Source organism: Mycoplasma anserisalpingitidis (genome assembly GCF_007859615.1).
Lineage (GTDB): Bacteria > Bacillota_I > Bacilli_A > Mycoplasmatales > Metamycoplasmataceae > Mycoplasmopsis > Mycoplasmopsis anserisalpingitidis.
Genome location: NZ_CP042295.1, coordinates 368,601 through 384,293 on the forward strand (window position 1 = coordinate 368,601; position 15,693 = coordinate 384,293).

The window sequence follows — 15,693 nt, forward strand, 5'->3', positions numbered from 1 at the left end:
ACGAACAAAAAAAGTACAAAAAAATTGACCAACATCAATTAATTAGTTTTTGATAAAATGTAAAAATTAGTTTTATACATTAACAAGATTTTATCAGGCTAACAAATATCGTTTCAATCTTAACTTGCTGGTTATCGGACAAAATGAAAGAATAGTCTTAACTATAAAATTTTTCACAATACTAAATATTCAAATATTTTTATAAGATAAAAGAGTAAGTTAAATTAAATGATAATACTTCAATTATTAATTTACTTGCTGAAATAGCAAGTGATGAAAATATAGATTTTAATAAACGAAATGAATAATTAAGTTCATAAAAATTAATAAGCATCTTAAAAAAATCAAAAAAACTAGATTTTTATCTAATTATCTTTATAAATTTTTAACATTTTTATTTACAAAAATATACGAAATAGCAAAAATTAAATCGTTAACATATTTTAATTGTCTAAGATAATATGAAAATAACACTATCATTTAATTTTATAAAAACATTAAAAATTACATTATTTTTTTCAAATTTTAGTTCTTTTAAGTAAAATTCAAATATAAAGTATCTAAATTAATATAAGGAGAATTATGAATAAAAAGAAAAAAGTAATTGCAACAACTTCTATAACTGCATCAACAGTAATCCTTGGTTCCGCTATAGGTGCTTCTTTATTATTTAACAAAAACAATAATTTAGAAGAAAATAATAAAAAAACTAAAATATTAAATAAATTCAAAAATTTATTAAATAATATTGACAAAAATAATTTGCTTGAATATAAATTAATAACAAATAATTTGCCAAATAATTTAATTTTTATAAATGAAAACATTGAATTAAGTCAAGAATTCATTAATAATTTCAATGAAAAAGAAATTATCTTATTAAAAAATGAGTTTATTAATTTAGTTAAACGAATTAAGGAAAAACTCATTGATATAAATTTACTCTTCGCTAACTTAGAAAACCTTAAAGAATCAAAAGATATTTTCTCTGAATATAATTCTGAGTTATCTTTAATTATTCAAAAAAATAATAAAAGTTTAAATGAATTAGTAAATATACAAGAATTAGATAAATTTTTAGATAAACTATCAAAAATATATACTCAAAAACAAGATGCTAAAAAAATAATATTTGATGAAGTTCTTGCTAAAGAAGTGAGTGAAAAAATTCAAAATATTATTGAAAATAACTCAAACAATAATCTATATCATGAAGTGTTAAAACAACTAGATACTTTAAAAAATGATATTCAGAACAAAAAATTAAACAACAACACCTTTAATGATACTTTTAACTTTCTGAACAATCAATTAACAATATTGCAAGAAACATTCAAAACTTATGAATTAAAAATAAATAATTTAATAAATAAAATAATGATATTGATACAAAAAATCAACAAAGACGAAGAAACTAAAGATGTACAAAAATTAGTTAGTGAAATTAAATTAAATAACCAAACTAGTTTTGATAATTTGGAAAGTATACTTGAAAGTCTTATAGAACATAAAGACAAATTAGAAGAAATTTTAAGTAATCATGAAAGTAATAATGACAAAAACAATTTAGAAATAGAATTAGTTAAGGGTAAATTTAATGAACTATTATCAAAAATAGAAACAGATTTGATTGTAAATAATTTTGAAATATTTAGAGATGTAAATAGCCGGAAAAGCAATTTAATTGATCTTTTGAATAACTCAATCAATTCCTTGAATTTAAGTATTGATCATTTTACTGAATTAGAGTTAGAATTTAATAATTTAGTTAACGAAACTAATCAAATTAATGAAATATGAACTAAAGAAGTCGAAAAATTTAACAATTTAATTTCAAAAATTCATCAATTAAAAGAAATTTTAAATAACCAAGAAGAAGCAAAAAAACTTGAAGAATTTGAAAATATTTCATGAACAAAAAATAACTTAATTAATGAAATAGTCACAAAAAATGTACAAATAAGCAGAATAATAAGTGAAATTGAAGAAAAAAATAATCAAAATATAGAACTTTATATTATTAAGCTAAAACAACATTTATCTAATTTACAGAGTTTATTGCAGGATTATCATTCTATTGAACAGGTAAAAAATAAACTATTAGAAATTATTAATCAAGTTAGTAATAAAATTCAAGATAAATCATTTTCTTATCAGAATATTTCTGATTTAGATGAATATATCAATAACAATTTATCAACAATAAATCAAATTGTAATAAACACTATTGAAGAGCTGAAGAATGATTTATATAAACAAATAAATGATAAAGATTTTATAAGTCAAAACTATAAAAATAGTTTTAGAAATCAAATAAATAATATTCATAATTTTGATGAATTGAATACATTTTTTAAAAAAACTGTTGAACTAATCGATGGAAAAATTAATTATATAGTTAGATTATTAACTAATCAAATCAATGATAATAAATTTAAATTTCTTGATTTTTCAAATAATGCGAAAGAATTTAATAAAATAGTCGAATCTATAAAGAATACAAACTTAATTTATAATAGTGAAACTAAAGAATATATCTTTAACTATTATTCTACAGATTTCGAAAGTAATGCAGTAAAATTTTTATCCCTTTATGAAGAATTAGATGGAGAAAAAATATTTAATAGTAGAATTTTAAGCTTAGACAGCTCCTTAGAAGAAGTTAAAATATCCTCTGAATTAAATAAGTTAATCATTGATAAAATTAGTTTATTATTAAATATAGAAGAATTTGAAAATTATCTAAATGAAATTAATGCTCAAATTCACAGTCAAAAAGATTTAATTGTTTTAATTAATAATGTTGAAGATTTTATTAACTCAAATGACTTTAATAATTACAGTGCCGATTCAAAACAGGAATTCATTAATTCTTGAAAAGCGTTAAATCCTTTTATAAATAACAAATTTGATAAATTTTTTAGTCAAAGCGAAATAGAAGATTTAAATAATCAAATTGAATCATTAAAAAACAATTTAATTCCTAACGACGAACAAGAATTAATCGACGAGAAAAACAGAGTTAAAAATTTAATAAAAAACTTAAATTATATAAATGATAAGGAAAGTAAATATAGCTATATTGATGCCTTAACTTCAATTTCTGAAATTACTAGTTATTATGAAAATTTAAAAAATGAAAATAATCAAATTAGTGATCAAATATATGCTGAAAATTTAACTAATTCAATGAATATTAGTATTAATCCAAAACTTGAATTAGCAAAATTAACTAAGCATTTATCTTCCTTAAGTATTAATAAAAATAACATAAATTTATTTTTAGATATTAATTTAGGTAATGACAATTTAGAGCAGTTGATTAAGGAAGATAAATTATTTTTAACATTGGATGAACAAAACAAAAATAAATTATTGATAAGCTATAACTCAATTAATCCAGAAACAAAATCCGAAATAAAAGTGTCAAAAGGTTTAATTTTTACTAATGATGTTAGTTCAATAATTAGTGATACCATAAACGAAATTACTTCCAAAACCCTTGATGATTATTTTGAATACGATTCAAGTAAATTTGTTTCACTTGATAAAAAGAATATTGATATAAAATGATTCAAACCAAAAAACAAACTAATTAATAACTTTTTTACTTTAGAAATAAAAGACAATGATTTTAGTTATGTAAGTAAATTAGGTAAGAAATATCTTGTTGTAAATGCACAATTAAAGTGAAATGGTCAAATTTTGGGCGAAATCAAATTAACTTCTAATGAAATAATTTATGAAAAATCACTCGACCCAATTGATTTAAACTTAACAGCAAGCAGTTACTATAATCAAACTAGTTATTCTTTGAATGAATATCAAAAAGTAAATTTTTCACTTTTTAAGGAAATTTATGATAGTAATTTAAGTGTTTTTGGTGTTTTAGATAATAATGGCAACTATTTTAACTTTCCTAAAAATTTAACTGATCCTAATCCTAAAGGTTTTGATAGAGTAAAAGTTATAAGAAATATTCTAACTAACTTAATAGATTTTAATGATGAAAAATATCAGTTAAACAAACTTTATAATTATTTAATTGATAATGAAAAAGGATTTATATTTGCTGAATATGAATTTACTGATAAGTTAACTAATGAGATATTTTATGCAAACTATTATTTTAGTAATTTATCAATAGCCAATTCAAACCAAGATTTAGAAGATTTTAACTTTATTCAAGGTATTTTTGAACAAACTAAAAATGGAACAAATCATTCTAATAAAACAACTAATTCTAATATTTGAAAAGAGTTAAATATTCTTGATAAAACAGTAACTCATAGTAATTTTATCGCTTCAGAGTATAAAAAAGTATTTAACGAAGTTTATCACTTACCTAAAAAAGGAAGGTATTCAATTGTTTTAGTTGATGATATTGATAATAATTATTCAAATATTAATGGTTGAGCTAAATTTAAAATTGGTATTGCAAAAGACAATCAATTAATTAATGATCCGAATTTACAAACAAGTATTTATTTGAATTTTTTCAAACCAGTTACTTTTAATGATTATCTACCACATGATGCTAACCTTACTGTTGCTGATTTTTCAAATTTAAATAGAGAAAAGGAACTTGAAAAAAATGCCTATTTAGCTGAAGTAAATAAAATTAATTCACGCAATTTTACACTTAAAAAAATGGATGGTTATTCAGTAATTGATTTAGATTTATTAGATTATGAAAAATCATATTCTCAATTAAATTACTTATTACAAATTGGTGTAAGTTCAGCTGCCCAAAATGATAATTCTTTTGGCGGAGATTTTAATAATAGTGATAAAAACTCACCAAATATACAAGACAAATTTATAAATAAGGAATACAACATATTTAATCCCGCTGATTTAGAATCGCAAATTAGTAATGAAAAACTAAATGAAATTAAAAATAAATTTTTCATTTACTATGTGGATGTAGTTACTTCTTCATCAATTAGATTTGCTGAAAAAGATAAAGTCACTTTTAAGCTGGGGTTTATAAATAAAGAAGATCCTACATATAGGTTTGTTTCAGAAACTAATATTACTTTATTCAATCTTAAAAATGAATTAAAAGAAGAATTTTATCCTAAAGTTGCAATAAATAATATTCCTAGTAATTTTGTTTCATTACAAGAAAGTTCATTCGGAATTAAAATTAAAGCTAGTTCATATAAAGAGAAATTCGATAATCAAAATCAAATACTACAAAAAATTATTGTTAATGATAATTTAGTTTACTCTCCATTAACTGGCGTAGTTAGATTTAAAGCAAATTCTCATATTGGTTCATGAAAATTACTTAGAAAAGAAAATTTCTCAGTCGCTGAAATAATTGAAGTTGATGATTTTAATGGTACTGCATTAGTTAAATTAAAATACATTGATCCAGAATTTAATTACGAAGTTATTAGCGATGTATTATATCTAGTTGAAGGTTTTGAAAAAGATAAAAATGCAACTCAGATTGACAAATCAGATAAAATTTCTTATATTGATTCAGTAATACAACAAAATAATTTAAAACAAATCATTGCAGCAAATAATCTAGTGATGCGTAAACGTGAAGTTGAAATGAATTTAAATGATGCTCTTTGAGAAATTAGTCAAAATAATGCTAGTTGAACACTAAAAAGTAAATACTACAATGACATATTCAACAATCCAAACAACACTAATAAGAAAATTATTTTAACTTTATTTGCAGGAAATGCTTCATGAGATCCAAATAGATTTAACCGTCTTACCGGACAAGATGCTAGAAAAATAGTAATTGATTTCGAAAAATTAAAAAGTGATGGCAAAATAACTTATCAAATCGATGATAATGTTATTTATAAAAATTCAAATGTTAATATTAACCTGAACAGCACTGTAACTTATACTCTGAATGTAACTTTAGAAAGTTCAGGAATTAAATTTGTTTTAGAGTTAAATGATAAAAACCAAAAAATCATTACTGAGGATATTGTTAAAAATCTTAATGCACATGCATTTGAACGGATTGAAGCAACGCAAGAAAATATTTTTGATAGTTCAAGAGCTTTTTATGTAGATAATTATGCAGCCAAAATTGCTATTTATTATGAAAATAATGAAATTTTTGAACATTTTACTCAAACGCCAACAAACTTATTCAGTTACAAGAAAATGACTTACAATCAGGAAAATACTCCTATTATTTGATATGATCAAAAAGATTCAGATGATTTATTTAAATATAATCCAAATCAAAATGTTATTTTTAACTTGAATAATGGTTACAAATTCAATACAGAAATTATTAATTTTGCTAATAAAAATAATAGTGCTATCAAAAATTTAATGGCCCGCTCAGTTGCATTCAATAGAGGTGGAGCATCAATGTTGGCTAAAGTAAATGAAGATCCTAATGATGGAAAATTCTATTTAATGACAAACAATCACGTTATTGGTATTTCATCAAGTGTTAACGACTCACCATCAAATAAACCAACTAATTTATTGATTACTCGCAGTGGATTTAATTATGCAAATAATGTTGATGCTGGTTTTGGGTACTGAAGTGGTCTTTATGCTGATACTACTAGTGCAACTGTGGTATGAACTGGAAAAAACGTAACTGATCAAAAAAATAATGATGGAGTTTCTAAAGCCGCTGATGCTGATATAACAATTTTCACTATTGACATTAATGAGCTTATAGAAAAATTTTATAGAAATGGACGTATCGAAAGTGCTCTTTGATATGAAAATTGAAAAAAATTAGAAAGTGTAAAACTTTCTAAAAGAAAATATCAGTTGTATACCGCGAATATTGATCGTAAGCTTTCATTAATAAATAACCATGTTGACCAGCTTTTATGAAATGGATTCCCATATGGTAAGCAAAGTGGTTATATAATTAATCGCCATGATCCGTTAAATGATACAGGTTCAAACTTCTCTAAACAAGGTAAGTTTATGCCTACATATTACAATGCAGGTAATTCTGGAACTGGGGTGTTTGATCAAAATAATTTTTATATCACTACTATTAATTCTGGTGCACCATTAAAATTCTTGCACGCACCTAATTACTACACTAATAATGCAAATTATTTAGGTATTTCAAATAGTTTTGATGAATTGTTAGATTTACCAAATACTGGAAGTTTTGCTCATAATGTTATTAAAAACATGATGGCTAAACCATATGAGTTTGAATTACCTTGATTTATTAAAAATAATTAATATATGAAATTTTTTTCAATGAGTAAATTGCTTATGATTATTTTATTTCTTTATGCTAAAATTTAAAAGATATATTAACTTAATATTTTATTAATAATGTAATACAAATGTAATTTTAATAAAAATTAAAATTGTAGAGAAATTTAGTTAGTTTTTCACTAGCCAGTAAAATATTAATAAAAAAGAAATTAAGGAGATAATATGACACCACACATTAGTGCCAAAAAAGAAGATATTGCAAAAACAGTTATTATGCCTGGAGATCCACTTAGAGCTGAATTTATTGCTCAAAAATTCTTAGACCCAGGATACAAAAAAGTAAACGTAGTTAGAAATATGTTTATGTTCACTGGTACATACAAAGGAAAACCAATTACTATTGCAGGTAGTGGTATGGGATGTCCTTCGATAGGGATTTACTCATATGAATTATTTAAATTTTATGACGTAGATACAATTGTAAGAATCGGTTCAGCTGGTTCATATAAAGCTGATTTAGGTTTATATGAAGTTGTTTTGGCTAGCGAAGCTATTGCTGATGGAACTGCTTATAGAAAATTGGTTTTAGGTAAAGATGAATTAATTGCCAAACCTTCTGCAGAATTAAATGATGAAATCAAACAAATTGCATCAAGATTAAATATTAATCTACATGTAGATAGAATTCACTCTTCAGATGTATTCTACAGTTCAGTTCCACTTGAAGAAAGAATTAATACAACAAAAGCGAGTTGTGTTGAAATGGAATCATACGCTTTATTCACAAATGCTGAAAAATTAGGTAAAAAAGCAGCTTGTTTATTAACTATTAGTGATAATTTAATTACTAATGAATTAACTACTGCTGAACAACGTCAAACAGCATTTACAAAAATGATGGAGATTGCTCTTAACTTAGCAAAATAATTATGAGAGCTGTTGATTTAATTGAAAAGAAAAGACATGGTCTTAATCTTAACAAATCAGAAATTGAGTTTTTAATTGGCTCATATGTTAAAAATGAAATTCCTGATTATCAAATTTCAGCATTTTTAATGGCTGTTATGTTTAATGGAATGAATACTGAAGAGATCGCAACTTTTACAAAGGTCATGATGAATTCTGGTAAAGTTATGGATCTTTCTGAAATTCCTGGAATTAAAGTAGATAAACACTCAACCGGTGGAGTTGGAGATAAAACAACTTTAGCAGTTGCACCAATTGTTGCTGCATGTGGTGCTCCTGTTGCTAAAATGAGCGGACGTGGTTTAGGTCATACTGGGGGAACAATTGATAAATTAGAATCAATCCCTGGTTTTACCGTTGAACTTAGTGAAAAAGATTTTATAAAACAAGTTAAAGAACATAATATCGCTGTGATTGGACAATCAAATGAATTAGTTCCAGCTGATAAAAAAATTTATGCATTACGTGATGTAACTGCAACAGTTGAATCTATTCCGCTTATTGCTTCATCAATTATGTCTAAAAAACTCGCTACAGGTTCGAATGCAATTTTACTTGATGTAAAATGTGGTAATGGTGCTTTCATGAAAGATTTAGAAAGTGCTCGTGAACTTGCAAGAACAATGATTAATATCGGTAAAGAGTTGAACGTAGATGTAAGAGCCGAGATTACAAATATGTCTAGACCAATTGGTCGTGAAATTGGAAATAAAAACGAAGTTCTTGAAGCTATTTGAACTTTACAAGGCAAAGCGCCAGAAGATTTCAAAGAACTTGTTTACTCTTCATGTGCAACAATTCTAGAACAAGCTAAAATAGTCAAAACACATGAAGAAGGAATTCAAAAAGTTGAACAAGTCATCAAGAACGGTTCAGCTTTGGAAAAATTCTATGAATTTATCGAACTTCAAAATGGTGATGTTAATGCACTTAAAGATCCAAAATTTTGAAATCCTAAATATTCTCTAGAAATAAAATCTGATGAAGATGGATACATGGAAATTTTTGATTCATTAATAGTTGGAATTACAGCTATGAAACTTGGTGCTGGTAGAGCTAGAAAAGAAGATTCCATCGATAATGAAGCTGGGATTACAATTAACAAAAAAACTAATGAATCAGTTAAAAGAGGTGATGTTCTATTCACACTTTACTCTTCAAATCCAATTAATACTGAATTAATTAATGAACTTAAAAACGGATATAGAATCAACAAAGAAAAAGTTGAGAATAAAATTATTCTTGATAAATTAAAATAGGAGAAATTATGAATTACAATAAAATGATAGACCACACATTTTTAAAAGCTGAAGCTACAACAAAAGAGATTGATAAACTAATTGCTGAAGCTATTAAATATGATTTTAAAACTGTGTGTGTAAACTCTTCATGAGTAAAATACTGTAAGGACAAATTAAAAGGAACTGAAATTGGTATTACTTCAGTTGTTGGTTTTCCGCTTGGGGCTATGATTACACAAGCTAAAGCGCATGAAACAAAATTAGCAATTGATCATGGTGCTGATGAAATTGATATGGTTATTAACGTAGGTCGTTTTAAACAAGGGGATGATGAATATGTTTTAAATGACATTAAAGCGGTTAAAGCTGCTTGTGGTTCAAAAGTATTAAAAGTTATTATTGAAACTGCTCTTTTAACAACAGAAGAAATTAAAAGAGCTACAAAAATTGTTATGAAATCAGGTGCTGAATTTATCAAAACATCAACAGGTTTCTCATATAGAGGTGCAACTTTAGAAGATGTTCAAACCATGAAATCTGTTTGTGGTGATAAATTATTAATTAAGGCTGCTGGTGGAATTTCAAACATGGATGACTTAATTAATATGTACAACGCTGGAGCTACAAGATTTGGTACAAGCCGTTCTGTTTCTATTATTGAAGGAAAAGAAAGTAAAGGTGGATACTAATTAAACTTCCAGTAATTCTGGAAGTTTTTTATTAATCTAATTTAAAAATGAAAAAACTAAGAAATAAATTATTATTAATCGGTCCGATTTTATCTTCGATAACAATTTTAACTTTATCAGCTTCTTGTGTAAACAGCAATAAAGAAGAAGAAAAACCAGAAAACCCAGTTACACCAGGAGAGAAACCTTCAAATTCTGAAGAAAACGGAAATTCAGACTCAAATGTAGAACAGCCAGAAACTCCTTCTAATCCCGAAGGAAATAATGGTGAAAATTCTGAAAATAACACAGAAAAACCAACCACACCAGAAGAAACACCTTCAAGCTCATCTGAAGAAAATGGAAATTCTGAAAATACACCAGAAAATCCATCTACTAATCAACCAGAAATTTCAAATCCAGATAAAAACATTCAAGTTGTTTCAAATTATGTTTATGACAAAAGTGAAAAAGCTTTAGAATACTATGCTCCATTAGAAGGTTTAACAGGAAAAGAATTATTTAATGCTTTAGTTAAATTACAATGAAACAAAGCGAATGATACAAGTAAAAATTATGGAAGTTTACCTTCATTTTACAATAATACATCTGCATTCAAAGATTTGTACTATGAAAATGATAAAACAATTTTAGATGTTTATAGTGAAAATCCTAGTGACGTTGATCCTTATACATTCGCTACTTACAATTTCAAAGGTGGCAAAAATGAAGGTGATGGTACAAATCGTGAACATGTTATACCACAATCATGATTTAAAAAATTAGAACCAATTCGTTCTGATGCCCAATTTGTTTGACCAACTGATATTAAAGTAAACAATATTAGATCAAATTATCCTCATGGTGAAGTTGTTAAAGTTTCTGTAACATCTCAAAATGGTTCAAAATTAGGTACTAATTCTAACGGAAAAACTGTTTTTGAACCTATTGATGAATTCAAAGGAGATATCGCCAGATGTTATTTATATTTTGCAGTAACTTATGCTGAACAAAATATTTATGTCTCTAATGAAGTATTCTCAAAAAACACTGTTTCACATTTAAGTGATGAATATCTTAAACTTTATTTAAAATGAAATAATAACGATCCTGTTGATTCGTTTGATATTAACAGAAATAATGAAATTTACAATAGTTATCGTGCTGTTAGAAACCCATTTATTGACTACCCAGAACTTGAAAAATGCTTATTTGAAGGCCAAAAATTCACAAATAAAGGACTTTTGATAAAATTAAACAAATAAAATTTAGCATAAACTAATGTTTATGCTTTTTGTATCAAAAAGTTAATTTAAATAAAAATTCAATATAATTTAAAACAAAATAGGAGAAATCATGAAGATAAAACATTTAAAAAAATTTGCATTATTTATGTTAGTTTTGCTAATTCTAGTTGCATATTTTTTAGGTGTTACTTACTTTTTCTTTATGATAAATAGGTATTTCTTCTTATTAATTGTCTTCAGTGCATATATATTAAATTTGATAATAATCATTTTATTATTAAATCAAAAACGCCAGACTTATGCAAAATTTTCATGAACAGCAATAATGCTTATTTTACCAATAATAGGTCATATACTTTTTTTAACTTATGGTTTAACTTACTCAAATAAAAAAGAGGCAAAAATTAATAAAGATAGCAAATATGATTTAACAAATTATTGTCAATTAAGTGAAAATCCTAAAAAAGCCATTCAACAACTAGAAAAAATGAATCATACTGTTGCTTTATCAGGAGAATTTGAATTTTATAATGAAGGTTGAACTTATTTCGATGAATTAAAAAAGGACTTAAAAAATGCGAATTCTTCAATTAACATTATTTCATACATAATTAAAAAATCAGAGATTTTTGATGAAATTCTTTACATAATCGAAGAAAAATTGAAAGAAGGTGTTGAAATTAAATGATTAATTGATTACTTTGGTTCAGGGACAGTAAGAGATAAAGTATTTAAAAAACTATCAAAAAAATACAAAAACTTTGAATATGAATACATCGGCAAAATATTATACCCATTTATAAACAGCAAAAGTTTTTATAGAAATCATCAAAAATTTATAATCATAGATAATAAAGTTGTTTATTCAGGTGGCAATAACATATCAGATGAATATAGTTCTTACAGCAAAAAATATGGTCACTGAATTGACTTTAGTTATAAATTCAATGGTGATTATGTTAATGTTTATATTGTTCATTTTGCAAAGTTTTGAAAAATGGTTACGAATAAAGAAATTGAGTTGAATTTAGAATTTAATAATAACCAAAATGAACCTAAAACTACTGCTTTATTAATATATGACACACCACTTATAAAATATTCTAATGCTGAAAATACTTGAATTAAACTTTTTGCTGCAGCTAAGAAAAAAATACAAATAAGCACTCCATATTTCAGTGTTACTGACTCACTTAAAAAACAGATTATTTCGGCTTTATATTCTGGAGTTGAAGTTGAAATATTTTTACCAGGCTTTCCTGATAAAAAAATGGTTTACCAAGTTAGCTTAAATGAAGTTTCAGAATTGATTAACTTTGGTCTGAAAGTTTATATTTATAAGGATCACTTTTTACATAGTAAAGTAGGTCTAGTAGATGATAAAATAGCTTGATTTGGTACAAGCAATATGGATGCAAGAAGTATGTTTGCTCAATATGAAACAACTGATTTAATTGAGGGTGAATCTGTTAAAGAGATTAAAAAAGTATTTGATAATTACAAAGAAAAATGTGTTGAATTTACTAACTTTAAGAAATATAATTCAAATAAAAATATTATTAAAAAATTATTTTATAAATTATTAAAACCGCTTATTTAGAGGTTTTAATATAAAAAATGCAATTTCAATAATTGCATTTTTTTAGTTTTGCACATCTCTTCAACGATAAAACTTAATGTTATATTTTTTATTAAATTTAGTCTCTGAAATATAAACAGTTAATCCAGATATAATTCCAATTAATGCCACCGCACAACCAACAATTATAATGATTTGATAAGCGATTGGATCAGTAGCATAGTCACCAACATTAAAATCAGTAAATCTACCTGCATTATGTAAAGCTTCAGTAACTTGAACTTTATAAACACTAGTTATACTTGAACCAATTTGGCTCATTCAAGCATCAGAACTAAATCCAATTAATGATAAAATAGCTGTCATAGATCCATATGAATTTTTTGGAGTAGTAATTTCAGCTTGTTGGGCAAATCTTAAAGTCACCATAATTCACGAACAAGTGATAATAATCATGAATAAAACATTCATAGTTATAAACATAAATCATAATAATCCTCTACTATAATTTACATAACTATTATTAAAGAAACCTGGCATAAACACAAATATTAATGTTAAAATTAAACCTAAACTAGCAACTATGACTAATAATAGGATAAACGACTTGAATTTATCTCCAATTTTCATCAATAAACCACCAACAAAAAGTCTTAAGAAGTAAACTCTAACAGCAAATAAAATTGTTAATATTGCTACTGGGATTCCAAGTGCTTCTCTAATGGTGTTTGATAATAGTTGATTTAAGTAGTATGTAAAAGTACTTTGGAATGAATACATTCCTAATAAGAAGATTGAAAGCATTCAAACTTTTCAATTACTTAATAATCTTAAAATTTTCTTGAACGACTCTTTATCTTCTTGTTCTTTTCTATATTCTTTTACATAGAAGACTAGTCCAAAGAATAAAATAAGTAGACAAACACTAAATAAAAGCATATAAAGTCCGACATAAAGACTTGATTGTTCTACTGATTTACCTTCAATTAAAGTAATAACAATAAATGCTACAATTCCAGTGAAAACAAAACCGACTATACCTACAAATGAACCTTGAACTGCAAAAGCAAGACCTTGTTCTTCTTTAGTAGTTTGTTGCGAAACTAGTCTTCACAGTGGGCTTCAGAAAAATGGAGTGGTACTTATTCCTCATATAAAGAAAATTATGTAATATTGATATTGTAATCAAATATTATCTTGCATTTGGTGTCCAAAAATAATTAAGAATGCAAATCATACACTCATAAAGAATGTTAGTGCAACACCAATCATTAATAATTTTTTATTCGAGAATTTATCAGCTAATCAACCCCCTGGTAGTTGAGTAATGATTGTTACTCATCCAATAATAGCTGAACAACTAAGTAAAACTGATTCATCAACATGCATATACTTATAAAAATTAGGTATAGCAGATTTAATGTAATATGGAAGAGAAATAACAAATAGATCAAGACAAGCCAAAATAACTAATGCGATGATTTTTTTAGCACCAAGATTTTTTATTTTTTGAATTAATGATGTTTCCATTATTTTACACTCCTAAATTCCGAGTCTCTTGGATTTTTTATGGAAATAACAATATCAATAATATAAAATGATAAAACAACTACCAATGATAATGAAATGAAAATTCACACATTTACTAAAGTTGAAACATCACTAATATTTCATGGTTTAAAATTAATTATTAAAGCCACTACCATAACACCTATAATACTAAAGAATAATTTGGTAATACCTGAAATTTTCTTTCCTAGGTAAAATCTATCAACCCCAAATAATCCAGTAAATATCGATAAATAAATTAATTTTTTTCTTGAAAGTTTTTTATTAATTCCATTTGTTCAATAATCAGGAATAGTTTTTTCAACAATTATTCCATTTTTAAGTTTTTCTTGTGCATTAGAAATTTCATTTTTTATTTCTTCTTCACTAAGAAATAATTTATTTTTATTCATTGAAAAATCCTTCTATTGCTTGTAAAACTTCTTCTTTATTTTCTCTTCAAGGATTGTGTCCACAAGCATTTATTTTATACATTTTTGTTTCAGGTTTAATTTTCTTAAAATAATCTCAAATTTTCTTTTGATTAACAATATTATCCGATTTACCACAAAGCAATCCAAGTGGTTTATCAATATTTCTAATCATTTCTTCTTCATCTTTAAGAATATCTTCTTCCATGAATTGATGTCCTACTTTATAATAATCATTCATGTATTGCTTATGTTCTTCATATCATTTAGCTGAATTAGCTCTAAAATTCTTATCTCTTAGCGCCTTAAATCAGTTATGATACGAATATCTAACAAAAGTAATTTTTGAAAGAAGTGTTCCCTTAAAAAAGGCGTACTTCAACTTTTCACCTATTTCTAGGGTGGTTAAATTTGCTGGAGCTATTAATAAAACTTTATCAATTTGATCTTTGATTCTTTGATAAATTAATGCAGCTATTAATCCTCCCATTGAGTGTCCAACTAAATAAATATTCTTTAATTTTTTATTTTTAATAAAATCTACAACAACGTCACAATAAGCATAAATATCATTCAAATTCTCATTAGTTTTACTTTTACCATGTGCTGGTAAATTAATTGAATAAACGTTAAAATCTTTTTTGAAATGCTCAGTAATTACAGAGAGATTGTCAAAATCGGCTGTAAAACCATGAATTATGAATATTGTTTTATTTTTATCATTATCTAATTCAAGAGTTTCAAGCTCTACATTATCATATAAATATGTATTTTTCATAAATTTATCTCCTAATATAATTTTACTAAATCACATTAATAAATTTTATGTGG

At 25.1% G+C, this 15,693-nt stretch carries 9 protein-coding genes; 6 read left to right on the top strand and 3 right to left on the bottom strand.

Annotation, left to right across the window (positions count from 1 at the left end; translation table 4 throughout):
- Positions 1-582: 582 nt before the first annotated feature.
- The 6 genes from FRW55_RS01485 to FRW55_RS01510 all read left to right on the top strand — a co-directional run bounded on the left by FRW55_RS01485 (position 583) and on the right by FRW55_RS01510 (position 12,904).
- On the top strand, positions 583-7,203 hold the full coding sequence (locus FRW55_RS01485) for an MGA_1079 family surface serine endopeptidase (RefSeq protein WP_146368431.1): 6,621 nt from the start codon (positions 583-585) through the stop codon (positions 7,201-7,203).
- Between the two features lie 201 nt (positions 7,204-7,404).
- Positions 7,405-8,109, top strand: coding sequence for a purine-nucleoside phosphorylase (gene deoD / locus FRW55_RS01490; RefSeq protein ID WP_146368432.1), 705 nt, complete (start codon positions 7,405-7,407; stop codon positions 8,107-8,109).
- Between the two features lie 2 nt (positions 8,110-8,111).
- Entirely contained in the window at positions 8,112-9,407 is a 1,296-nt protein-coding gene (locus FRW55_RS01495; RefSeq protein ID WP_146368433.1) for a pyrimidine-nucleoside phosphorylase, read from the top strand.
- A gap of 8 nt (positions 9,408-9,415) precedes the next feature.
- A complete protein-coding gene (deoC, locus tag FRW55_RS01500; protein ID WP_146368434.1) occupies positions 9,416-10,078 on the top strand; it encodes a deoxyribose-phosphate aldolase in 663 nt (220 codons plus the stop codon).
- Positions 10,079-10,125: 47 nt separating this feature from the next.
- Positions 10,126-11,322 (top strand): endonuclease, encoded by a 1,197-nt coding sequence (locus FRW55_RS01505; RefSeq protein WP_146368435.1) that lies wholly within the window; start codon positions 10,126-10,128, stop codon positions 11,320-11,322.
- 91 nt (positions 11,323-11,413) lie between these two features.
- Positions 11,414-12,904 carry a phospholipase D-like domain-containing protein gene (locus tag FRW55_RS01510; protein ID WP_146368436.1) on the top strand — a complete coding sequence of 497 codons (1,491 nt, stop codon included), beginning with the start codon at positions 11,414-11,416 and terminating at the stop codon, positions 12,902-12,904.
- Positions 12,905-12,946: 42 nt separating this feature from the next.
- Here FRW55_RS01510 and FRW55_RS01515 read toward each other — a convergent pair whose 3' ends face one another.
- Genes FRW55_RS01515 through FRW55_RS01525 form a run of 3 tightly spaced genes read right to left on the bottom strand, consistent with a single transcriptional unit; the run spans position 12,947 to position 15,640 of the window.
- Complete coding sequence (locus tag FRW55_RS01515) at positions 12,947-14,413, bottom strand: MFS transporter (RefSeq protein ID WP_146368437.1); 1,467 nt, start codon at positions 14,411-14,413, stop codon at positions 12,947-12,949.
- On the bottom strand, positions 14,413-14,844 hold the full coding sequence (locus FRW55_RS01520; RefSeq protein ID WP_146368438.1) for an NINE protein: 432 nt from the start codon (positions 14,842-14,844) through the stop codon (positions 14,413-14,415). The genes FRW55_RS01515 and FRW55_RS01520 overlap by 1 nt, the downstream gene beginning before the upstream one ends.
- On the bottom strand, positions 14,837-15,640 hold the full coding sequence (locus FRW55_RS01525) for an alpha/beta fold hydrolase (protein ID WP_162848273.1): 804 nt from the start codon (positions 15,638-15,640) through the stop codon (positions 14,837-14,839). Before FRW55_RS01525 ends, FRW55_RS01520 begins: the two co-directional genes overlap by 8 nt.
- Positions 15,641-15,693 lie beyond the last annotated feature (53 nt).